At 70.8% G+C, this 22,540-nt stretch carries 17 protein-coding genes and 1 tRNA gene; 7 read left to right on the forward strand and 11 right to left on the reverse strand.

All coding sequences use genetic code 11. From position 1 onward, the window contains the following. Positions 1–9: 9 nt before the first annotated feature. The 5 genes from OG917_RS28880 to OG917_RS28900 all read right to left on the reverse strand — a co-directional run bounded on the left by OG917_RS28880 (position 10) and on the right by OG917_RS28900 (position 8,145). Positions 10–1,878, reverse strand: coding sequence for a DUF2264 domain-containing protein (locus OG917_RS28880; protein ID WP_328321119.1), 1,869 nt, complete (start codon positions 1,876–1,878; stop codon positions 10–12). A gap of 78 nt (positions 1,879–1,956) precedes the next feature. After that, entirely contained in the window at positions 1,957–4,410 is a 2,454-nt protein-coding gene (locus tag OG917_RS28885; protein WP_328321121.1) for a polysaccharide lyase 8 family protein, read from the reverse strand. A gap of 34 nt (positions 4,411–4,444) precedes the next feature. Continuing rightward, positions 4,445–5,857: a M60 family metallopeptidase gene (locus OG917_RS28890; RefSeq protein WP_328321123.1), complete on the reverse strand. Its 1,413-nt coding sequence runs from the start codon at positions 5,855–5,857 to the stop codon at positions 4,445–4,447. A gap of 141 nt (positions 5,858–5,998) precedes the next feature. Then, a complete protein-coding gene (locus OG917_RS28895) occupies positions 5,999–7,096 on the reverse strand; it encodes a LacI family DNA-binding transcriptional regulator (protein ID WP_328322264.1) in 1,098 nt (365 codons plus the stop codon). Between the two features lie 62 nt (positions 7,097–7,158). Further along, positions 7,159–8,145: a hydroxyacid dehydrogenase gene (locus OG917_RS28900; RefSeq protein WP_328321125.1), complete on the reverse strand. Its 987-nt coding sequence runs from the start codon at positions 8,143–8,145 to the stop codon at positions 7,159–7,161. 340 nt (positions 8,146–8,485) lie between these two features. Here OG917_RS28900 and OG917_RS28905 point away from each other — a divergent pair, with 340 nt between their 5' ends. The 6 genes from OG917_RS28905 (at position 8,486) to OG917_RS28930 (ending at position 17,064) form a co-directional block, all read left to right on the forward strand. Continuing rightward, positions 8,486–9,487 carry an ABC transporter permease gene (locus OG917_RS28905; RefSeq protein ID WP_328321128.1) on the forward strand — a complete coding sequence of 334 codons (1,002 nt, stop codon included), beginning with the start codon at positions 8,486–8,488 and terminating at the stop codon, positions 9,485–9,487. Positions 9,488–9,572: 85 nt separating this feature from the next. Continuing rightward, entirely contained in the window at positions 9,573–10,433 is an 861-nt protein-coding gene (locus OG917_RS28910) for a carbohydrate ABC transporter permease (RefSeq protein WP_328321130.1), read from the forward strand. Between the two features lie 59 nt (positions 10,434–10,492). Then, positions 10,493–12,166, forward strand: a complete 1,674-nt coding sequence (locus OG917_RS28915) for an extracellular solute-binding protein (protein WP_328321132.1) — start codon at positions 10,493–10,495, stop codon at positions 12,164–12,166. After that, the gene (locus tag OG917_RS28920; protein WP_328321134.1) at positions 12,163–13,623 is read left to right on the forward strand and encodes a M1 family metallopeptidase; all 1,461 of its coding nucleotides are present in this window, start codon (positions 12,163–12,165) and stop codon (positions 13,621–13,623) included. Before OG917_RS28915 ends, OG917_RS28920 begins: the two co-directional genes overlap by 4 nt. Next, a complete protein-coding gene (locus tag OG917_RS28925) occupies positions 13,620–15,827 on the forward strand; it encodes a right-handed parallel beta-helix repeat-containing protein (RefSeq protein WP_328321136.1) in 2,208 nt (735 codons plus the stop codon). The genes OG917_RS28920 and OG917_RS28925 overlap by 4 nt, the downstream gene beginning before the upstream one ends. A gap of 46 nt (positions 15,828–15,873) precedes the next feature. Beyond that, positions 15,874–17,064: a Gfo/Idh/MocA family protein gene (locus OG917_RS28930; RefSeq protein ID WP_328321139.1), complete on the forward strand. Its 1,191-nt coding sequence runs from the start codon at positions 15,874–15,876 to the stop codon at positions 17,062–17,064. A 107-nt stretch (positions 17,065–17,171) separates the two neighbouring features. Here the strand turns inward: OG917_RS28930 and OG917_RS28935 are convergent, their stop codons facing one another. Both OG917_RS28935 and OG917_RS28940 read right to left on the reverse strand, forming a co-directional pair. Beyond that, entirely contained in the window at positions 17,172–18,089 is a 918-nt protein-coding gene (locus OG917_RS28935) for a transketolase family protein (protein WP_328321141.1), read from the reverse strand. A gap of 48 nt (positions 18,090–18,137) precedes the next feature. After that, entirely contained in the window at positions 18,138–18,812 is a 675-nt protein-coding gene (locus tag OG917_RS28940) for a transketolase (protein ID WP_328321143.1), read from the reverse strand. A 147-nt stretch (positions 18,813–18,959) separates the two neighbouring features. On the opposite strand from OG917_RS28940, the gene OG917_RS28945 reads away from it, so the two are divergent. Next, positions 18,960–19,033: transfer RNA gene (locus OG917_RS28945), tRNA-Pro, on the forward strand. 222 nt (positions 19,034–19,255) lie between these two features. On the opposite strand, the gene OG917_RS28950 is transcribed toward OG917_RS28945, so the two are convergent. The 4 genes from OG917_RS28950 to OG917_RS28965 form a co-directional block, all read right to left on the reverse strand. Further along, positions 19,256–20,095, reverse strand: a complete 840-nt coding sequence (locus OG917_RS28950; protein ID WP_328321145.1) for a serine hydrolase domain-containing protein — start codon at positions 20,093–20,095, stop codon at positions 19,256–19,258. 9 nt (positions 20,096–20,104) lie between these two features. After that, positions 20,105–20,527 (reverse strand): thiol-disulfide oxidoreductase DCC family protein, encoded by a 423-nt coding sequence (locus OG917_RS28955; protein WP_328321147.1) that lies wholly within the window; start codon positions 20,525–20,527, stop codon positions 20,105–20,107. An 83-nt stretch (positions 20,528–20,610) separates the two neighbouring features. Further along, a complete protein-coding gene (locus OG917_RS28960; RefSeq protein WP_328321149.1) occupies positions 20,611–21,036 on the reverse strand; it encodes a hypothetical protein in 426 nt (141 codons plus the stop codon). A gap of 511 nt (positions 21,037–21,547) precedes the next feature. After that, positions 21,548–22,519, reverse strand: a complete 972-nt coding sequence (locus OG917_RS28965) for an HTTM domain-containing protein (RefSeq protein WP_328321151.1) — start codon at positions 22,517–22,519, stop codon at positions 21,548–21,550. Between the last annotated feature and the right edge of the window lie 21 nt (positions 22,520–22,540).

Here is a 22,540-nt window from a genome sequence, read left to right on the forward strand (position 1 = left end):
GGGCGGAGGTCACGCCGTCACCGTCGACCCGTCGGGGAACACCAGCCCGACCGAGCCGTCCGTGACCGAGACCGTGATCGACTCCTGGAGCGCCCGGGGGTGCACGGTGTCCCGTGAGAGGGCGACCAGGCTGACGTGCACGCTCCGCCCGCCGGGGTGCGGGCCGTGGCTCAGGGCCGGCGTGGCGGAGTGCGGGCCGTACGCGTTCGCCTGGACGTCGCGTGCGACTGCCGCCACCGCCGGGTCCCAGCCGTACAGGCCGACGAGCGCGCTGGTCAGCCCGTCCGCCGTCCGGGCCAGTGCCCACCCGGCGCCCTCCTCGGAGTACGGGCGTTCCCGGGCGGCCACCGGGTGCCCGCCCTCGCGCACGGTCGCACCCTGCGCGGCGTCCACCCGGTGCACCCGGATCTCCCAGGGGCCGTGCAGCACACTGGTCGTCTCCACCCGGGCCCCCGCGTCCTCGTACCAGGAGGAAGCCGACCGTCCCGCACAGGTCAGCCGGTGGATGCGCCGCCGCCGCGACGGCACGCCGTCCGGGCCGGTCACCGCGAGGTGGTTGTCCACCGCCCGCTCGCGCGCGTGCGGCGCCGACTCGGGCGCGGTCGCCGTCGAGTAGCCGTACGTGGCGTAGTGCGGATCGTCCTCCCCCTCACCCTGCGGCGCGTTGTGATCGCTCCCGTGGTTGACGAGGCGGACGATGCCGTCGTGCCGGGTCCCGTGCAGCAGCCAGCCGGGCGCCGGAAGGGCGGTGTACTGGTCCGACTCCTCGATGGGCAGCGCCTGTTCGCGCGCGGTCCAGGTGGGGTGGTCGGCCGGCAGCAGCAGCCCCAGGAAGCCCTTGGACGCCCAGTACGGGGAAGCCGGCCCCGAGTACGGCTGGGTGGCGGGAAGGAAGGTGTCGTACCAGCCGAGCGTGAGCAGCCCGCGCTCGTCGGGCACCCCGCGCTCCGCGAAGTGCCGCATGGTCCCCGACGCGAGACGCCGGGTACGGCCGGGGGAGAGCGGGGTGCAGTCGGCCAGCGCGCCCATCCAGACGGGGGCGAGCGCCGCGTACCGGTAGGTCAGGGAACGCCCCTGGTGCACGGGGGCGCCGTCCGTACCGAAGAAGTGCTGATAGCCGTCGAGGAACTGGCTGAGCCGCTCGCGGTAGACCTTGGTGCGCCCGGCGTCCGGATCCTCACCGGCGATCCTGGACCAGAGCAGCGGATACAGATGGAGCGCCCAGCCGATGTAGTAGTCGAAATTCTGACCGTCTCCGTCCGTGTACCAGCCGTCGCCGGCGTACCAGTCCTCGATCCGGTCGAGACCGCCGTCGATATCGGCCTGGCTGTACGGGGCGCCGACCGAGGCGAGGAACTGCTCGGACACCACCTGGAAGAGCCGCCAGTTGTTGTCCCAGGTCCGGCTCCCGACGAAGCCGGAGAACCAGTCGACGACCCGCTCCTGGACCCGGGTGTCGAGCCTGTCCCAGATCCAGGGCCGGGTCTCGTGCAGGGCCACGGCGACCGACGCCGCCTCCACCATCTGCTGGGAACACTCGGTCAGGCGCGGCCACGCCTCGCGCGACTGCGGATCGGTGCCGGTGGCCAGGCCCTGCGCGTACCGCTCCACGAGCCGCGGATCGGCCCCGTCGCCCGCCCCCGCGATCCGGCACGCGGCGAGCAGGAAGGAGCGCGCGAACCCTTCGAGGCCGTCCGACACCACCCCCGACCAGCTGCCGCGTCCCGGCAGCCGGTACTGCGCGAGACCCGGGGTGGCGTACGGCACGAGCGCGTCGAGGAGCCGGTCGGCGAGCGTCTCCCAGTGGGCGCGGGTCCAGCCGGTGCGCGAGGAGAGCAGACGGTCGGTGGGAGGGAGACAGAGGTACGGCGGGGTCATCCGGGTGGTGCTCCTGGGCTGTGGGAAGTATGCCGTCGCCGCCCGGCGTGCGGGCCCGGCGGCGACGGCGGGCGGGCGTCAGCGGAGTTCGGCGGTGTGCGTGTGGCCGCGCGAGCCGGCCACCGCGATCGTCAGGGCCGGGCGGCGCCCCGTGGTGACGGTCACCGTGTCGTCGGCACGGACCACCTCCCGTACGCGGAAAGGCAGTTCGAGCGTCAGGGTGCGCTGTTCGTGGCCGGGGTCGGCGACCGCGACCGAGATACCGCTGCCGTGCCTGCGCAGCAGGACCGACGCCGGGCCGCTGGAGGTGAGGCCTGCCGCGGTCCCCGCCTCCCAGAAGGTGGCGGCGGTCAGCCCGGTCCTGGCCACCTCGGCCAGCTGTGCGGTGGTCGTGTTGGCCACGACCCGGACCGGCCGGGAGTGCGCCTGGACCGCGGTGGCGGCCGCGGTGGCGCCGGGCAGCAGGATGTAGGCGTACGAGGCGTCGGCGGGCGATACCCCGTGGTCGAGCCAGAGCGTCGCGTACCTGCGGGTGACCGGTGTGGTGGAGCCTGCCGTGTCCGCGCCGGTGTCCAGATCGCTCCAGCGGCCGGTGCGCTCCGCGCGCAGCGCGTGCAGGGAGGCGCCCCCCGACGGGAACACATAACCCCCGACGCCGTCCAGATGGGCCCAGCGGGCCCCGCGGAACGTCCTGTTCCAGCCCTGCCGGGACGGCTGACGCTCGCCGTCGACGGTCAGCCGCCGGTCGTCCGACGCGTGCAGACTGCGGTTCTCCACGATGGTCTCGATCGTCCTGCCGTCGCTCGCCGTGATGCCCGCTCCCAGCGCGATCACCGCGTTGTCGAGGAAGAACCACGACTTGCGGGCCCGCAGCGTGCTGCCCTGCGCCGCCAGCTCCATGGCCGCCGCGCCGTACCGCCCGTCGAGGACCGCACCGCCCGCGACGGCGTTACCCGGCAGATAGGTCCCGGTACCCGAACCGGTCGTCAGGTCCGCGCGCGGCCGGGTGTCCACCGTGGTGCCCGGCAGCCGGTAAGGGTCGACGGTCGGCCAGAAGCCGTCGCCGAACTGGCCGAGGTCGTCACCGGTGTAGAGGTACGTCATGCCGTCGCCCGTGTACCAGCCGTGCAGGTTCTCGCCGTTGCCCGCCTCGTAGGCCGCGATGCGCTTCGACGAGAGCGAGAGCGCCAGGGACCAGCCCGGCCGCCGGTGCACCACCCGGTCCATGTCCGCGAAGACATGGTGGCCCGACACCCGGTCCGCCGCGACGACGCCGCGGTCGCCGAGCAGCTCCTTGGCGAGCGCGACCTGCGGGATCCCGACAAGACCGAGGTAGGGGTCGGTGCGGTTGCGTTCGATCCAGCCCTTGACCATGGCCCGCCAGCCGTCGGCGACGGAGTCGGGTGCGGAGCCGGCCAGCAGCAGGATGGCCGACACGGCTGCCGCGCCGTCGGTGTGGTCGGCGGTCCGCTCACGCGAGACGGCCCGCCCGCGCACGGCGTCCATCATCAGCCCGTCGAAGATCACCGGCGAGAAGGTACGGGTGACCGCCTCGTACATCACGGAGATCTGCGGGTCAGTGACCGCCCAGGGCGAACCGGCGAGCAGCGCGCTCAGGTACGCGGTCCCGCCGAGCAGGACCCCGCCGTACGAGCCGGTGTACGCCACCGTGTCGTGCTGCACGAACGAGCCGTCGGCGTAGAAGCCGTCACCGGAGGTGACGTACTGGAAGAGGCTGTTGCGGCCCTCGTCACGGACGTCGGAGAGGCCGTCGCGGGCCAGCGCGACCTTCGCCGTGTCCCGGGCCAGAAGCCCCTGCAGCGCCACGATGACGGACTTGTCCGCCCGGTTGGCCCCGGTCTCCGCGAGGGCCGGGGAGTTGGTGCGGCGGTCCGGGTCGGGCGCGAACTTCCCCGCGCTCGCCAGGTGGGCCGCCAGGTCGTCGGCGGGGATCCGCGCCCTGAGGAGTACACAGCAGTCGAGCAGCGCGCGGGGCGCCCCGATCTCCCAGAACCACCAGTTGCCGCTCTCGCGTCTGTCCTTGTTGTACGCCGTGTCGTGCAGGAAGCGCAGCCCGGACACCAGTGCGTCCGCCACCTCGTCGCTCCCGTTCAGCGCCGCGCCGGAGGTGGCCCAGGCCGTGGCGAGGGTCCGCAGCCGGGTGTAGCTCTGGCTGAACATCCCGGGGTCGGTCACCGGGACGTAGTCCGGCCAGAGCGTGGTGCGTCCGGCGCTCCGGTCCAGCCGGTCCCAGATATCGGACGCCGACGCGTTCAACGTGGCCAGTGCGGCCGCGAAGTCGGGATCGGAGGCGTCGAACCCGCCCCCGGTCAGGAGCTGTTCGGCGCGGGCCAGCGCACTCTCGTACGCGTCGGCTGCCGGAGCGCCGTCCATGGGCGCGGGGGCGGACGCGGGCGCGGCGGCCCCCGCCGTTCCCGCGCCCGCCGCCCCGGTGACGGCCGGGACGACGACCGACGCGGCCCCGGCGGCCAGGAGCGTTCTCCTGCTGAGGGCGGAATGGGGGTGTTCCATGGCGTTCCCTTCGGTTCCGGGGGAGGGCTGCGGGTCAGTCGCTCAGCGTGCTGGGGTCGACGGGAGGGGCGGGCAGCCGCAGCGCGGCGATCTCGGCGATCCCGGCGGCGTCGACCGGGAAGGCCCACTTCCGTACGAAGAAGTCCGTCAGGTCGTGGCCCGAGACCCGGCTGGCACAGGTGGCGAGGGCCCGGTACTGCCGGGCCTCCGCGGCTGGATCGTGGTCGTAGTCCTCGACGGGCGCGTCGTGCTGGTGCTCGGTGCGCACCAATTGGTGCAGCCGGGGCCAGAAGTCGTCGCCGAAGGCCAGCTCCAGCTGGCGCAGCGGGACGAGCTGCTCGTACGGGCCGAAGGTCGTCTCGTACGCGATGCCCGGCGTGCCGGTCTTGGGCGCGGCGGACTGGAACCAGTCGAGCCCGGTCGTGGGGTCCTTGGTGAGCAGGTTGGACGGCTGGCCGAGAGTGCGCTGGGCGGCCAGCGAGTAGATGTTGACGGTGACCTCGGTGAGCCCGCCCGCCTGGTAGGCGGCCTGCTGGTTGAGGTGGCCCAGCTCGTGGTAGAGGCCCCAGCCCCGGGTGCGCAGCCCCGTGACGGTGCAGAGGCGGTCCATGTAGGCACGCGGAAAACCGTTGAATCCGTGCCAGGCGTAGGCGCCGACCCCCTTGGGGACGATGCTCACCTCGTTGAAGTGGTAACGGCCGGCCTTGGGACGGTTCAGCGGCCCCGAGCCGTCCAGGCCGCTGATCCTGTTGTGCGAGTCGATGATGGTGTCGAAGAGCCGCAGCAGCGCGGCATGATCCTCGCCGCGGTAGAGCAGCGCGCCCTCGCGGGTGAGCGTCAGGATGGTGTGCTCGGTGGTCAGCTCGACCCAGGGCACATCGGTGACGGTGTCCAGCTGCCGCTGGAAGTCCGCCTCGGTGGTGCGCCCGAGCTCGAAGCCGGCCATCCGGGCCGTGCCGGACGCGAAGGTGACCGCGGCCCGCTGACCGTGGCCTGCGAAGCTCAGGTAGAGGGGGCCGCCGTAGACGTCCGACACGGTGTTGCGCCCGGCCCGCAGCGGGAACACCCGGGGGGCCTTCAGGCCGGGGTCCGTGTTGTAGTCGTCGAACGTCCCGATGTGCAGGACGGGCAGTGCCCCGTGCCCGGGGCGGACCCGCACCGTGACCTGTGCGCCGGGGGCGGTGTAGCGGCCCGTCGGGATGAACTCGCTGGCGCGCAGCGACCGGTCGAGCCGCAGCCGCTCGGTCTCCGCGCCGGGGAACGCCTCGATCAGCAGTGTGTCGCCGTCGTGGGAACCGCGGGAAGGGCCGCCGGTACGGCTTGTGGCGCTGTCCGCCGAGGCGCTGCCGGCGCCGAACAGAGTGACGGCGCCGGCGCCCGCCAGCGCGGCGAGCGCCGAGCGGCGGCTGACCGCGGAGGCGGCGAAGGGCAGGTGGGCAGGGCGCATCCGGACTCCCAGGGACAGAGGTGGTGGAGTGGCGTACGAGCTGCGCGTCAGCATGTAAGCGGTTGCTATCAAGCCGCAAGAGGATGAGGGAAGTTACTGTCTTTTACTATGGGCAACTGGGGACAGGGCCCCAGTAAGCGGTCACGTCCGGCGACCGCGGCCCTGGGGCGGCGGGGCCACGGAATCACGTACGACGAGATGAGTGCCGAGCCGTACGGTGCCGGTGGCCGGCTCCCGCCACTCGTCCTCGTCGCCGCCGGGCAGCGCGAGCCGCACGGCCTGGCGCCCCATCTCCTCCAGCGGGATGTGCACGGTCGTCAGCCGGGGCCGAAGCTCCTGCGCCACCGGGATGTCGTCGTAGCCCGCGAGTGACATGTCCTGCGGCACCCGGACACCGGCCTCCTCCAGCGCCTGGGCCGCCCCGGCGGCCACGATGTCGTTCGCCGCGAAGACGGCGGTGAAGTCCGGTCCCTCCCGCAGGAGTTCGGCCATCCTGCGGCGTCCGAAGGCGCGGCTGAACGAGCCGAGCTGTTCCAGCTCGGGGTCGCGGGACACACCGCGCAGCTCCAGCGCCCGCCGGTGCCCCGCGAGCCGGTCGCGGGTGGTCGAGAGCCCCGGCGGCCCGCCGAGGTAGAGGATCCGCTCGTGGCCCTGGGTCAGCAGATGGTCGGTGATGGCGAAGGCGCCGCCCTCGTTGTCGTACTCGACGGCCGCGCCGCGCGCCTCCTCGCCGAGCGGCGGACGCCCGCACAGCACCAGTTTCGAGCCACCGGACTCCAGATCCCGGGCCCTGCGTGCCAGTTCGGCGGTGTGGGCGCGGTCGGCGACGCTGCCGCCGACGACGACCACGGCGTCGGCGCGGCGCTCGTGCATCAGCTCGATGAAGGCCAGCTCGCGCGTGGGGTCGCCCTGGGTGCAGCAGACCAGGCACAGCCGTCCGCCGAGGCTCGCCTCACGCTCCACACCGCGTGCGATGTAGGCGTAGAAGGGGTCGATCAGCTCGTTGACGATGATGCCCACCGTGCGCCCCGACACCCCGGCCAGGGCGCGGGCGTGCGCGTTGACGACATAGCCCAGCTCGCGCATGGCCTTCTCGACCCGCTCCCGGGTCGCCGCGGCCACCGGGTAGTTGCGGTTGAGCACGCGGGACACGGTCGCGGTCGACACCTCCGCCAGCCGCGCCACGTCCGTGACGGTCGCGCGTCGTCGGCTGTCGGCTGCCGAGGTCTGGCGGCGCATCCGGCCCACCCCCTGGTTGTCGTCCTGTGGCGCTGAGCTTATGGCCTGCGGGACGGGGCTATTCATGCGATTCGCTCCAAGTCGGCCAGGTGCACGGGGTGATTGAACGGCAGGCCGCCCGCGTAGCGGCACAGTTCGTCCACGGCGAGCGCCCCGAGTCTGCCGACCTCGTTGCCCTGGGCGCCGGCCATGTGCGGGGTGATGAAGACGTTCGGCAGATCCCACAGCGGGTGCCCAGGGGGCAGCGGTTCGGGATCGGTCACATCGAGTACGGCGTCGAGCCGTCCGCTGACCAGGTGCGCGGTGAGGGCCTCGGTGTCGACCAGGCGTCCGCGCGCGGTGTTGACCAGCAGGGTGCCTGGGCGCATCAGCCCGATCCGCCGCCCGTCGAGCAGGTGCCGGGTGACGGGGGTGTCGGGCGCGTGCACGGTGACCACGTCGCTGGTCGCCATCAGGGTGTCGAGGTCGGTGGACGCGGCCCCCAGCAACTCTGCCTCGGCGGGGCTCACATAGGGGTCGTACAGCAGGACCTCCGCGTCGAGCACCCGGAGCAGTTCGATGACGCGGCGGCCGATCCTGGAGGCGCCGATGACGCCGATGGTGAGGCCGTGGGTGCCGATCCAGTGCTGCCGGTCGAGGTCGGCGGCGGTGCGGTGGGTACGGCGGTCGCGGAAGAGCCGGGCGAACGGGAAGGCGCGTTTGGCGCCCATGATGATCGCCGCCAGGGTGAACTCCGCGACCGGCACCGCGTTGGCGTCCGCCGCCGAGGACACGGCGATCCCGCGTGCGTACGCCTCGGGGGCGAGGAACGTCTTGACGGTGCCCGCGGCGTGGATGACGGCCCGCAGCCCCGGCGCCCGCTCCAGCAGCGCGGCGTCGATGGGCGGGCAGCCCCAGCCGGTGAGCAGCACCTCGGCGCCGGCCAGAGCGGCGGCGGCGTCGGGGGAGCCGAACTCCCTGATGACGTACGGAGGATGGAGATCGGCCGACTCCTCAAGACGGGTCCTGACCCCTGGCGGGAAGATGTCGTCGATCAGTCCGGGGTCCATGGCCAGTACGGTCCGGGGCCGCCGCGGGGGCGGGTCCGGCTCATCCGTACCGGTCTGGGCCGGTGCCTTGTCAGTGGTTCGCACCCTGCCTCCGGACAGTAAACGCGTTCTATTGATGGGCGGCACGCTAGGGATCCCGGATAGCAAACGTCAAGCGATCCGCGCGGCCATCTGCCCTTTATGCGGCGCTATTTGGGGACCTGTCGGGGCGATCCCGGTGGCAGAAACATCGCGTAACGCAGACGTTTCTTCTGATCTCTTGACGTTGGGGTTAACCGCTTACTACGTTGCGGCGGCAGAAGGCTCGCTCTGCGCCACCCCAGCCGAACAGGACCGCACCATGGCTGAAACAGCACATCCGATGCCGCTGGACAAGCGGCGCAGGAAGTCCCAAGCACCCTCACCACCTGTCGCCGCCCGGCACCGGCTGTCCCTGTGGCAGCGGATCAAGCGCGACAGGGTGATGCTGCTGCTGACCCTGCCCGGCCTGCTGTACTTCGTGGTGTTCCACTACATTCCGCTGCTCGGCTACATGGTCGCCTTCCAGGACTACCAGCCGTATCTCGGGTACATGCACAGCGCGTGGACGGGCTTCGCCAACTTCTCCAGCGCCTTCGCCGACCCGGCCTTCTGGTCGGCGACGGTGAACACGGTGGAGATCGCCTTCGTCCAGCTGATCTTCTTCTTCCCGGTCCCGATCGCGCTCGCCCTGCTGCTCAACAGCATTGTCAGCGACCGGCTCCGCCGGTTCATCCAGAGCGTGGTCTATCTGCCGCACTTCATCGGCTGGGTCATCATCGTCTCGATCTTCCAGCAGGTCCTGGGCGGCGCCGGGCTGCTGCCCGACCTCCTCGCGGACCTGGGGCTGCCCCGCTACGACATGATGAGTGACCCGAACGCCTTCCCCTGGCTGATCGCGCTGCAGTCCATCTGGAAGGACGCGGGCTGGGGGACGATCATCATCCTCGCCGCCCTGCTGGGCATCGACAAGCAGCAGTACGAGGCCGCGGCCATCGACGGCGCGAGCCGCTGGCGCCGGCTGTGGCACGTCACGCTCCCCGGCATCGCCCCGGTGATCATCCTGCTGCTGATCCTGAACCTCGGCCAGATCCTCTCCGTCGGCTTCGAGCAGATCCTGCTCCAGCGCGACGCGGTCGGTCCCGGTTCCGGCGAAGTGCTCGACACCTACGTCTACTACCACGGCATCAAGGACAACCAGTGGGGCATCTCGGCGGCTGTCGGCCTCGTGAAGGCAGTCGTAGGGACCGTCCTCGTCCTGGGCGCGAACAAGTTCGCCCACCGTCTCGGCCATGAAGGGGTGTACCGCGGTGCGGACAGCTGAGAAGTCACCGGCGAAAGCCCCCGTCACCGCGGCGCCCCTTGCTGCGGCGCCCGTGATCAGGCCGTCGGACGGACGTCCGCCGTGGATGGAGCGGCCCACCCGGCTCGGTCTCACCGGCAAGGGCATCGTCCTGGTCCTCGTCGTGCTCGCCGTGGCCTACCCGCTGCTCGGGGTGATCGGCACGAGCTTCGCCTCGCAGACCGACATCATCAAGTCCACCGGTCTTGTCCTGTGGCCCGACCACCCGACACTCGACGCGTACCGCACCATCTTCACGGGCGGCGTCGTGAGCCGGGCGCTCCTGGTGAGCGTGGGCATCACGGTCCTCGGGACCGCGGCCAGCCTGCTGGCCACCATCGGCATGGCCTACGGCCTCTCCCGCCGCAGCGTCACCGGCTCCCGCTTCATCCTGATGACGGCTCTGTTCACCATGCTGTTCAACGCCGGCATCATCCCGAACTTCCTCCTGGTCAACCAGCTCGGCCTCTACAACACGTACGCCGCACTGGTCATCCCCACCCTGATGAGCGCCTTCAACCTGGTCGTGCTGCGCGCCTTCTTCATGAACCTGCCCGAGGAGCTGTACGACGCGGCGCGGGTCGACGGCGCAGGGGACTTCCGCATCCTGCTCCAGGTCGTCCTCCCCCTCTCCAAGGCGGTCATCGCGGTCGTCGGCCTCTTCTACGCCGTCGCGTACTGGAACGCCTTCTTCAACTCGCTGCTGTACCTCCAGGACTCGGACAAATGGCCGCTGCCCATGGTGCTGCGCACCTTCGTGCTGCAGGGCCAGAGCCTGAGCGGCGCCGCGGCGGGCGAGAGCGTCGCCCCGCAGGAGGCCGTGCAGATGGGCGTCCTGGTGGTCGCCGTCGTACCGATCCTGCTCGTTTACCCGTTCGTCCAGCGCTACTTCACCAAGGGCGTGCTCACCGGCGCCATCAAGGGCTGAGCCGGGCTCCCGCCTCCGCCACCCCCCGGCCTTCCCTCCCTTCTCTCAAGGAGATGTCCGTGCCGAGCTCCACCCCGATCAACCGCAGAGCACTCTTCCGCATGGGCGCGGGCCTCGGCCTGGGCCTCGCCGCGACCCCGCTTCTCGCCGCCTGCGGCGACGGCGGGACCGCGGCCGAGGCCGAGACCAAGAGCGCGAGCCTGCTGCCGGCCACCGCGGTGCGCAACATCGGCCTCAAGCCCGGCCTGCCGGGCACCGCCGCGGGAGTACCGCAGGCCTTCTTCACCTACCCGGCCAGTACGCCCCGCGCCACCAAGGGCCAGGTGCTCAAGGGCGCGAAGCGGATCTCGGCCGCGATGGAGACCTTCTCGCCGCCCCCTCCGGCACGCGGCAAGAACGCCGCCTGGCAGGCCATCGAGAAGCTGCTCGGGGGGCGGGTCGACCTCACCGCGGTCCCGACCGACGACTACTCGACCAAGTTCACCACGATGGTCGCCAGCGACACCCTGCCGGACATCTTCATGTATCCGGAGACCGGCGGCGTCGACAACAAGGCCGCCTTCCTGGCTGCCAAGTGCGCCGACCTGACGCCGTTCCTGGCCGGCGAGAAGGTCAAGGACTACCCCAACCTGGCGGCCATTCCGCAGGCGGCCTGGCAGGGCGGCATCTTCGGCGGCAAGCTCTTCGGTATACCGATCTCCCGGATGGGCACGGGCGGTGCCGGCTTCTACCGCCACGACCTCTTCGCCGAGGTCGGGATCTCCAGCCTGGACGAGATCACCAGCCTCGACAGGTTCGTCGAGGTCTGCAAGGAGCTGACCCGCCCGAAGAAGGACCAGTACGCCATCATCGCGGGCGCCAACAACCTGCTCGCCATGTCGGCGGGGGCGCCCTACAGCTGGCGGATGGACTCCAGGACCGGCAAGTTCGTGACGGACCTGGAGACCGACGAGTACCGCCAGGCGATCGAGACGGCGCGCACGCTGTACAAGGCGGGCTGCTACTACCCGGGCACGATCGGCATGTCGGGCGCGCAGAAGTCCCAGTACACCGACATGTTCAAGAACGGCAAGGGCGCCTATGTGTACGACGGGATGCCGTCGTACTACACCCCCAGCACCGGATACGTGGCGGCCATGGCGGCCGTCGACAAGAAGTACGACCCCCGGCCCATCACCCCGTTCAGCGACAAGGCCATCGCCTGGATGGACAACGTCGCACTCCAGAACACCCACATCAGGAAGGCAGCCCCCGAGCGGGTGAGGCAACTCCTCGCGCTCGCCGACTTCGCCGCATCGCCCTTCGGCAGCGAGGAGTACACGCTGATGAACTACGGCGTCGAGGGCACCGACTTCACCCGTGACGCGAAGGGCAACCCGATCCTCACCAAGAAGGGCAGCCAGGACGTCACGGTCCCCTGGAAGATGCTCGCGTCCGCCGTCCCGGCGGTGTTCAGCACCGACACCGAGAAGGGCGTGCGGTACGTCCACGAGGCGTACGCGAAGATGATCCCGGTCATGGAGCAGGACCCGACCCTCAAGGTCTCCTCGCCCACCTGGGACTCCAAGGGCTACGGCAGCCTCTACACGCTCAAGCAGGACGGCCTGAAGGACATCGTCTCCGGCCGCAAGCCCATGTCGTACTACGACCGGCTGACCAAGGAGTACCTGGCGAAGGGCGCCGAGCAGGCGCGTCGCGAGTTCGAAGAGGCTGTCCAGAAGGGGAAGAAGTGACCACCCGGCGCACCGTCCTCCAGCTCGGCGGCACGGCGGTGGCCGCCGCCGCGGCCGTACCCGTACTCGGCGCCCCCGCCCTGGCCCGCTCCTTCGATCCGGTGGCCGGGTCCAGCGGTGTCGGCGACCCGCTCTTCCCGACCCTCGGCAACGGCGGCTACCAGGTCACCCACTACGACCTGACCTTCGACTTCACACCCGTCACTTACGACTTCACGGCCGCCGTGCGGATATCGGCGCGGGCCACCCAGGACCTGTCCGCCTTCAATCTGGACACCGACGGCCACACCATCGAGGCGGTCACCGTCGACGGCCGCACCGCCCCGTGGCAGCTCTCGGCGGGCAGCAGCGGCCAGGAGCTGACGGTCACCCCGGTCCGCCCCCTGCACGACGGCCGGCCCTTCACCGTGGAGATCCGCTACCACGGCAACGGCAAGGCCAAGCGGCTCGGCCTGAACGGCTGGGTCTTCGGCAGCGAGGGCGGATTCGCCGCAGCGGTGCAGTCGTCCCGCGCCGATACCTTCCTGCCCTGCAACGACACCCCGTCGGACAAAGCGACCTGGGCCTTCCACATCAGCGCGCCGCAGGGCTACGTGGCCGCTGCCAACGGCGAGCTGCTGCACAAGTCCCCGCGCGCGGACGGCTCGGCCGTCTGGCACTTCGCACTCCGCGAACGGATGCCCACCGAGCTGCTCGGCATCGCGGTCGTCAAGGGCACCTACCTGTACGGCAGCAGCCACACCGGTCTGCCGCTGCGCCACATCGTGCCGGAGGGCCAGGAGGACACCTACGCACCGGTCGTGGCCCGCACCGCCGACCATCTGGCCTGGCTGGAGGCGAGGTTCGGCCGATTCCCGTTCTCCACGTACGGGGTCCACATCTACGACGGATACACCGACGCGCTGGAGAACCAGACCCTCACGCTGATGGGCACCAACTGGTTCAAGCCCAACGCCGACGGCAACCCGGCGTACGAGAACACCATGGTGCACGAGCTGACCCACCAGTGGTTCGGCGACTCGGTCACCCCGCACGACTGGCAGCAGGCCTGGCTCAACGAAGGGCCCGCCACCTACTACGCCGCCGTGTACAGCGAGGAGCGCGGCTGGTCGGTCGTCGCGGACAAGATGAAGGCCACCTACGGGACGCTCGACGCGGTCCGCGCCGAGGACGGCCCGCCCGGGCTGCCCAGGGCACTCGGCGGCGCCAACATCTACGACGGCGGGGCGCTCGTCCTGTACGCGCTCAACCAGCAGGTCGGGCAGCGGACCTTCGACCGGATCATGCGCGAGTGGGTCCGGCGCCTCAAGGACTCGACCTGCACCAGCGAGAAGTTCATCCGGCACACGGTCGATGTCACGGGTGACCGGGGCCTGGACCGGTTTCTGCGCGACTGGCTGTTCGGCGCCACCAACCCGCCGATGCCCGGCCACCCCGACTGGAAGGCTGCCGCATGACCCGCCGCACCACCCACCGTCCTGCCGCCCGGCACATCGGTACGGCGCTGGCTGCCGTCGCCGCCCTGCTCGCCACCGCGCCCCTCGCGCAGGCCGCCCGCCCGGCGCACACCGACACCCTGTACGCGGCACCGCACGGTGCGGGGGCGTCCTGTACGCACAGCCGCCCCTGCTCCCTGGACGGCGCTCGTGACAAGGCCAGGACCCTGCACGGCCACGGCGTGACCGTGCGGCTCACCGGGGGTACGTACCACCGCGGCGCGGCCCTGGAGCTCACCGCGGCCGACTCCGGCACCACCTGGACCGCCGCGCCCGGCGCCCGGCCCGTCCTCTCCGGCGGGCGCTCGGTCACCGGCTGGACGAAGACCTCCGGCGGGGCCTGGACCGCCCGGGTACCCGACGGCATCACACCGCGCCAGCTCTTCGTGGACGGTGTCCGGGCCACCCCCGCCCGCGGCGAAGCCTGCGCGGCCGGCGTCTGCGACGCGACGAAGACGGGCATGACCGGCGCGAAGGCCACCGGGATCGCCGGCTGGAAGCGGCCGACGGATGCCGAGGCCGTCATCAAGGTCCGCTGGCGCAACTACCACTGCCGGATCGCCGGGGTCAGCGGCGACAACCTGACCTTCGCCCAGCCCTGCTGGACCAACTCGGCGAGCGGCACGGACCGCACCGGCCCTGCCTGGGACTCCACGACGGTCGACTCGGCACGCTACCCGGGTGTCGCCTTCTTCGAGAACGCTCCCGAACTCCTCGACCAGCCGGGTGAGTTCGTGCACGACTCGGCGGCGCACACCATCACCTACCTGCCGCGCAAGGGCGAGAACATGCGGCGCGCCACGGCCGTCACACCCGCCACCGAGCAGCTGATGACGATCGATGGCGCGCACGACGTCCACGTCCGTGGCATCGGCTTCGCGTACGCCGCCTACCACCAGCCGGACACCGGCGAGGGATACGCCGGCACGCAGGCCGGTCTCACCCTGACCGGTGCCACCGGCCCCGCCGACCACGCGGGCCGCTACTACACCAAGCCGTCGGCCGCGCTCACCGTGCGGGGCGGCCGCCACATCACCGTCGAAGGGGCGTCCTTCACCCACCTCGGCGGGGCCGGTGCGATTCTCGAAGCCGGTACGAAGGACTCCGGGATCACCCACTCCGACTTCAGCGACCTGTCGTCGGGCGCCGCGTACATCGGTGACACGGAGCCGGTGCCTGCGCCCGGACTGGCCGGTGAGCGCAACACGTTCGCCTACAACACGGTCACCCGTGCCGCCGTCGAGTACACCGACGCGGCCGGTGTCTGGGCGGGCTACGAAGCCGGGCTCACGGTCGACCACAACACCCTCGACCAGCTTCCCTACTCCGGTATCTCGGTCGGCTGGGGCTGGAACCAGCCCGAGTCGCAGAAGTCGGTACTGCGCGACAACAGGATCACCGACAACCGCATCACCAACGTCATGCAGGTCAAGGACGCCCAGCACGACGGCGGCGCGATCTACACCCAGGGCGCCCAGCCCGGCACGGTGATCTCCGGGAACTACATCAACCGTTCCGCCTACGGCAACACCGAGCGCGACGGGAACGGCATCTACCTCGACGAGCAGTCCTCGTACATCACCGTCGAGAACAACGTCCTGACCCGGCTCGGCTACAAGTGGGTCTCCAACTGGGCCGACTACGGCATCCAGAACACCGCCCGCGGGAACTGGGTCGACACCGACGCGCCCGCCATCGCGGGGACGGGCTCGACCATGTCCGGGAACCACACCCGCCTGGACCGGCTCCCGGCCGCCGCGGTGCGGACCGCCTCCGCGGCCGGGGCGCACCGCGGCCCCGTCGAGCAGCTCAGCCCGGACCTGGCCCGCACCGGCACCGCGTCCCAGTCGTCCACCGACGGGGCCGCCGCCGCACTCGCCGTCGACGGTGACACCTCGACGGACACCCGGACCCTCTCGGAGCCGGGCGCCTGGTGGCAGGTGGATCTCGGGGCGGTGCACCATGTCGGCCGGGTCGAGATCTGGAACGACGCGTCGACCACGACGGCCGGCTTCGACGTACGCACGGACAAGGGCGCCGTCCACGTCAGCGGCAAGGCGCTGCGGCCCACCGTGCTGGACCTGGACACCGACACCCGGTACGTGAGGATCCAGCTCACCGGTACCGGCCGCGTCGGTCTCGCCCAGGTCGCCGTCCACCCGTAGGGCCAGTCCGGAAGATCCGCTCCACCCGCACCAGCGAAGGAAGCCCATGTCCGACCTCCGTATCGGCGTCCTCGGCTACGGCCTGCGCGGCAGCATCGCCCGCACCGCCCACCGCCCGGGAGCCGGCTCGCGTGTCACCGCACTCGCCGACCCCGACCCGGCGGCCCGTACGGAGGCGGCCACGGCCTTCCCCGATGCCCTGATCTCCTCCGCCCACCACAAGGTCGTCGAGGATCCCGACATCGACGCGGTCCTGGTGCTCACCCCTGACCACACCCACGCCGGCCTGGCCTGCGAAGCGCTGCGCGCCGGGAAACCGGTCTTCGTCGAGAAGCCCCTCGACATCACGGTCGAGCGGTGCGACGAGATCCTGCGCACCGCGTACGAGACCGGCACCCGCCTCTACATCGGCCACAACATGCGCCACATGCCGGTCGTCCGGCTGATGCGCGACCTCATCGCCGCCGGCACGATCGGTGAGGTCAAGACCGTCTGGGTCCGGCACTTCGTCGGCTACGGCGGCGACTGGTACTTCAAGGACTGGCATGCCGAGCGGCAGTACACGACCGGGCTGCTGCTCCAGAAGGCCGCCCACGACATCGACGTGCTGCACTGGCTGGCGGGCGGGTACGCACGCGACGTCCAGGCGATGGGTGACCTGATGGTCTACGGCGACAACCCGCACCGCCGCGAGCCCGGTGAGCCCAAGGCCGCCGACTGGTACACCAGGGACGGACACTGGCCGCCGCACACCCAGCGCGGACTCAATCCCGTCATCGACATCGAGGACGTCTCCCTGCTGAACATGCGCCTGGACAACGGCGTGCTCGCCTCTTACCAGCAGTGTCACTTCACCCCCGACTACTGGCGCAACTACACCGTCATCGGCGACGCGGGCCGCCTGGAGAACTTCGGCGACGGACCGGGCAGCACGGTGAAGGTCTGGAACACCCGCCGCTCCGTCTACCGGGAGGACGCGGACGAGATCCACCCCGTCCCGGAGGCGCAGGACGAGGCGGGCCACGGCGGCGCCGACCCGCTCCTCATGGACGAGTTCCTGCGGTTCGTCCGTGAGGGCGGCCGTACCGACACCTCACCGGTGGCCGCGCGGATGGCGGTGGCCGCCGGGGTCCGGGCCACGGACTCGCTCCGCGACGGCGGAACCCCGCGCAGGGTGCCCCCGCTCGAACCGGCGCTCGTCGAATACTTCGAGCGGGGCCAGCAGCGCACGGGGTGATCCGCCGGGGTGACCCGCCGGGGTGACCCGCCGGGACACCGGGCCGCGGCTCGCGAGCCGGACTGCGAGCCGGACTGCGAGCCGGACTACGGACCGGCTCGCGGGGCTCACCCCTGTGGTGCGCCCGGCCCCGCCAGGAAGGCGGTGATGCTCCGGTGCAGCGACGCCGCGTCCAGCCCGTGCGCGGCGACATGCTCGCCGATCCGGCCGTACCGCCGCAGCTCCTTCCTGCCGACCCCCAGGCCGAGCACCCGGTGCGGCCGGTCGGCCAGGGCGTCGTTCGCGGCCGCTGTCGACGTGCCGGCCAGGCAGGGCTCGACCAGCACCACGTCGGCCCGGCCGGGTGCGTCGGCGGCCCTGCGGAGAGCGGCGCCGTCGAAGGGCCGCACGGTCGCCGCGTACAGCACGGCGACGTCCATGCCCTCGGTCGCCGCCATGACCGCGTCCAGCATCGGCCCGACCGCCACCACCACCCCGCCGTGGCCCTCCCGCATCGTGTGGAAGCCGACTCCGGTGACCGGCTGAGGACGCTGATTGGCCTGCAGCGACAGCCGTACGTACACCCGGTCGTCCCCGCGCACGGCCTGGCGCAGCAGGGCCTCGGCCTCGTCGGGGTGGCCGGGTACGTGCACCGTCCAGCCGTCGAGGGTGTCGAGGAGGGCCACATCGCCCGGTGACATGTGGGTGAAGCCGCCGGCCGGCCAGTCGTACGAACCCCCGGCGCTCACCAGCACGGCGCCGACGCCCTGATGGCCGAGGTCCAGCTTGATCTGCTCGAAGGGGCGCTCGACCAGGAAGCTGGCGAACGTGTGCACGACCGGGCGCATCCCGGTCAGCGCCAGCCCGGCACCCGTACCGATCAGCAGCTGCTCCCGGATCCCCACATTGACCACCCGGTCGGGGTGGGCGCGCGCCGCGCCGGCGAAACCGTCGCGGGTGATCTCGGCCAGTACGACGGCGATCCGCGGGTCCTCGTCCAGCAGCCGCGACGTGGTGGCGGCGAAGCGCTCTCGCATGTTGTCCATGACACATTCCTCTCGGGTGGTCCTGCCGGCTGGTCCCGCGGGTCGCGCTCAGGTGTCCTTGGGCTCGACACGGGCGACCACGGCGTGCGGCCGGCCCGGATGCGGTGCGGTGAAGGCCGCGTACAACTGCTCGTGGTCCCGGCCGTCGACGGTCAGGACCGACCACCCGCCCGCTTCGAAACGGGCCGCGATCCCGCCGGGGACCCCGTGGCTCGCGGACGCGTTGTCGATCACCACGGTGTGCAGTTGCCCGAGCCCGGCGGGCCCCGCGTACGCGATGGCCTCGTGCACCGAGCCCTCGTCCAGCTCGGCGTCCCCGATCAGCGTCCACACCCGCGGCGCGGTGAGGCGCTGCGCCCGCAGCCCGTGCACAGTGCCCACGGCCAGCGGAAGTCCGTGCCCGAGTGATCCGCTGCCGATCTCGGCGCCGGGCACGAGCAGCCGGTCGGGGTGGTGGCCGAGAGGTGAGTCGTACGAGCCGAAGCCCGCGAGCAGTTCCTCGGGGAAGAACCCCTTCGCCGCGAGGACCGCGTAGTACGCCATGGGGCCGTGCCCCTTCGACAGCAGGAAGCGGTCACGGTCCGGCGCTGAGGCGGTCTGCGGCGTGACCCGCAGAACCCGGTCGTACAGCACCCAGAGCGCGTCCAGAGTCGAGGTCGCCGCAGGGCCGTGCTTCTCGTCGCCCGTCATGAGGGCCATCAGCCGGTTCAGGTCTGTGTCCATGCGGCCGACGATCCAACATCAAGCGCACTTGAGGTCAAACGGGCCGACCGTGTGGCCGGCCGTGCAATCGGGTTCGTGATCACCAGCTGGAGTGCGGTATTGTTTCGGTGCGCGATCGGCCGGGGAAGCCCCGGGCCGGATCGGCATCGGGACGTGGCGCAGCTTGGTAGCGCACTTGACTGGGGGTCAAGGGGTCGCAGGTTCAAATCCTGTCGTCCCGACTCGTGAGAGTCGAGGTCAGGGCCGGTTTCGGAGCAATCCGAAACCGGCCCTTGATCGTTTCTGTCGATCCCGCGGTCCAGGGCGGATCCGCCGGACCTGCGCCGGAAGGCTGCTCCGAACGCTTTCCGGCAGCACCTTCGAGGGCCGCCGGACGGCTGCTCGTCAGCCACCCCGGCCACCCCCGGTCGCACCACTCGTTCGCCGGCGGCGTCCGGCTCCTCTCAGCCGGATGGCTCGGCGGCCGCGTCCTTCAGGATCCGGACAGCTATGTCCTCGGTCGGCGCCGGCTTCCCGGAGAGGCGGTGGACCACGACCCAGGTGCCGTCATCCAGGGCACCCGCGAAGACGGAGGCGTCGCGGGTGGCGCCGTTGTGCCAGCGCAGGCGGCCGGACGTCTGCCAGGACAGCGCGGGTTCACCCAGCTTGCGTTCGACGAGGAGCGCTGTCACCAGACGTGCGGTCTCGCGCGGGGTGGCCCACAGTCCTCCGGCGGGCAGGATCGCGCTGCTCATGGTCCAGGGACGGAGGGGACGGCCCAGGAACCCGCGTCCGCTGAGCCGCTCGTCGTGCGGCGGGTCCGAAGTGACCTCGGTGATGTCCAGGGGGGCCAGCACGTACCGGTTCAGGAGCTCCTCGTACGGCGCGCCCGCCGCAGCGGAGAGTGCCGCACCGAGGATGGCGTAGCCGAGGTTGGAGTAGTCCGCCTCGCCTCCCGGAGGGCCGGTGGTGAGGGTGTCGAGATGTTCCAGGACGCCGTTCAGGGCTTCGGGACCGAAGCCGGCGTACGGGTCGCGTCGTCGCAGACCTGGCGGAACCCGGGGCAGCGAGGCCGTGTGCTCCGCGAGGTGCCGCAGAGTGATGCCGGTCCCGGCGGGCACGGGCAGGTACTGGTCGAGCGGGTCGCCCGGCTGGACCACCCCTGCTGATGCCAGCTGGGCGAGCAGGGTCCCGGTGAGTGGCTTGGTCAGTGAGCCGATCTGGACGAAGCGGTCGAGGGCGTGGCCGTGGCTGACCCGGGGGGCCTGGGAGCTGCTGAGAATGCAGGTGGGTACCTGGGGCATGGCGCGCTTTCAGTCGGTGGTGCGGGGCAGCGCGCACGCTGCTGAACCGCCGGGCATGCGATGTCGGTTCCTGGCCACTGTCCGGTAGATGACGTGTGCTGCCAGGCTGATGGGGGGAAGCCGCAGGCAGCGCCCGACGACCCGGTACAGCCGGGCCGGGGACGAGCCGAGGAATCCGGCGATGGCAGGGGAGCCGCCGCAGCTCACTCGGCCCCCGTCGAACAGCAGCACTTCCCTGTCCAGGCGCTTCAGGTGGGGCCGGGTCAGTTCCGGTGGGAGGGTCTGCCAGGTGACGGCCCTCGTCCGGGGGCGGGCCCGGAGCTGGATCTGCCGGACGGCGGCCTGGCAGAAGCCGCAGTCCCCGTCGTAGGCCAGCACGGCACGGAGTTCGGTGGCGCCGGCCGCGGTGCTGTTCATGGCGGTGTCGCCCATGGCTGAGGCAACCCTCTTTCTTCATGGAAGGGAACGGGACGGCAATCGTGACGCGGGGGAGGGGGTAACGGATCTGCGCCGGTTCACAGCAGGGGGGCCAGCCGGCTTTCCAGGGCTCTCTCCCGGTGGCGTGAGCGCAGGAGTTCGTCCGGCCGGTTCTCCGTCCACCACTGGGTCAGGGTGGACGGTGAGGCACTGCCGCGGACGAAGTGGGCGAGCAGGCCGAGCGAAAGGTCGACTTCCCGCTGCGTGTACGCGACAGCCGCGGCGGAGAGGACCGGTGTCCCGACGCGTTCGTCCCGGGTGTGCACCACTACGGTCATCCGTGCCGGACTGCCAGGTACCCAGGCGTCAAGGGCCGCAGCGACGACCGTCGTCACCCGGGTCGCCCAGCGGACGGCAGCCGACCGCACCGGCACGTCCAGGACCTGGATATCGGTGATCTCCTCCCAGGCCCAGACACGTTGTCCGGGCCCGGTGACCGACAGCCCGGCAGGGGAGAGGTACACGCCGGGGGCTTCTTCGATCGGGGGCGCGCCGAGGCACACCCTGGATTCCTCTATCCAGAACAGGCCGATCATGCTGCCTGGCCGATCGTTGTCCTGGGGGAATGAGGTTCCCAATTCCGAGCTCCGTTCCTCGATCACGGACAGGGGTGTGCCCGTCCCCGCGACCTGGGCCGCACCGGTGGCGCGTGCATCGTCGGGGGACAACTCCGGGATGCGCACGGCTCCGGGGCCGGGCGGCTCCCCCTCTTGCCGGCGGGGCCCGATCATGTCAGGGCGGGCCCCGCGCAGTGGCCCTTCCGGCCATGCAGGGATATGCCCGTTACCTCCTGGAATGCGTACTGGATCCGATCCTTTGGCCGACGACGGGATTGCGTCGCGGTTCGAAATGCAGACCCCTGGATGCGCTGCCGCATGTGAGCCGTGAAGTGGAGGAACGTCGATGGCAGTTCTGTTTCTCGATGAGACAGGGCTGTGCGTCGCACTGGTGAGGGGGCGGGTCACGGCGGGGCGGCTAACCGACTCTCTCCACAGCCGGCGGGGACGCGGAGAGGTCTTTTCCGCCGGGCGAACTCCCGCCCGGCGCACTTCCTCTGTCGGTGTGTGAACGAACCCTCCGGAGCAGCCGGCCAGCCAGGGAGATCGCTTCGTCGAGCCCCCTGCTCAGGAAGACCAGATCGCAGGCCACCATGGTCAGCGCGAATCCAGTCAGCCCCATGAGAAGGGCGATCCCCAGGTGGAAACCGATCGACATGACGGCGGCCCACGGCCGAAGGGCCGGCACCAGGACGCCCAGGGGGAAGTAGACGAGGAAGAGCACGGTCACGTAGGTCCCAGAGAAGACGAGGAAATCATTCTCGTACACAAAGTGAGACAGGGCGGGGAAGCTGAATTCCGGAACTCTGAGGACGTAGAAGAGTGCCGTGCCGTCCTGCCACATCTGGCCTTGCACCTTGTAGAGGCCGCTAACGACGTAGACCAGACACACTTGGAGAGCGATCCCGACCACGCCGATATTGTGCAGTGGGGCCCCTATGGCACGTACGTGGCCGGGGAGGCGGGCCACGATCTTCTCGCCGATCCCGGTGGGGAATGAGAATCGGTCGTAGCAGCGTGTCAGGAGAAGCATGAGGACGACGAGATAGGCGAGGTTGTCGCCGCCATCCAGCAGGACCGTCTGGCGCTCATATATCGACCACAGGAAAATCCAGTGGACAGCAAGTCCTGCCCTCCCCCCTATGCCCAGCATGACCATCAGCGCGGCGACGATCCCCAAGTGGAAGATCACCTGGAACCAGGCGTCGGACGAGCTGAGGGCGTAGAGACTGAAGGAGCCGTTGGCCGCGACACGTTCAGTGAACTCATGCCACGGAAGGACACTGTCCGGGCCGAACAGGAACCCGCGGTCGCCGTACTGGCTCACATAGAACATGAGGCCGATGAATCCGAGGAGGACTCTGGTCCCTGATACACCGACCACGCTCACGGGGCTTGATGCCCATCCGTC

Origin of the sequence: Streptomyces sp. NBC_00388, from assembly GCF_036061255.1 — a bacterium.
Lineage (GTDB): Bacteria > Actinomycetota > Actinomycetes > Streptomycetales > Streptomycetaceae > Streptomyces.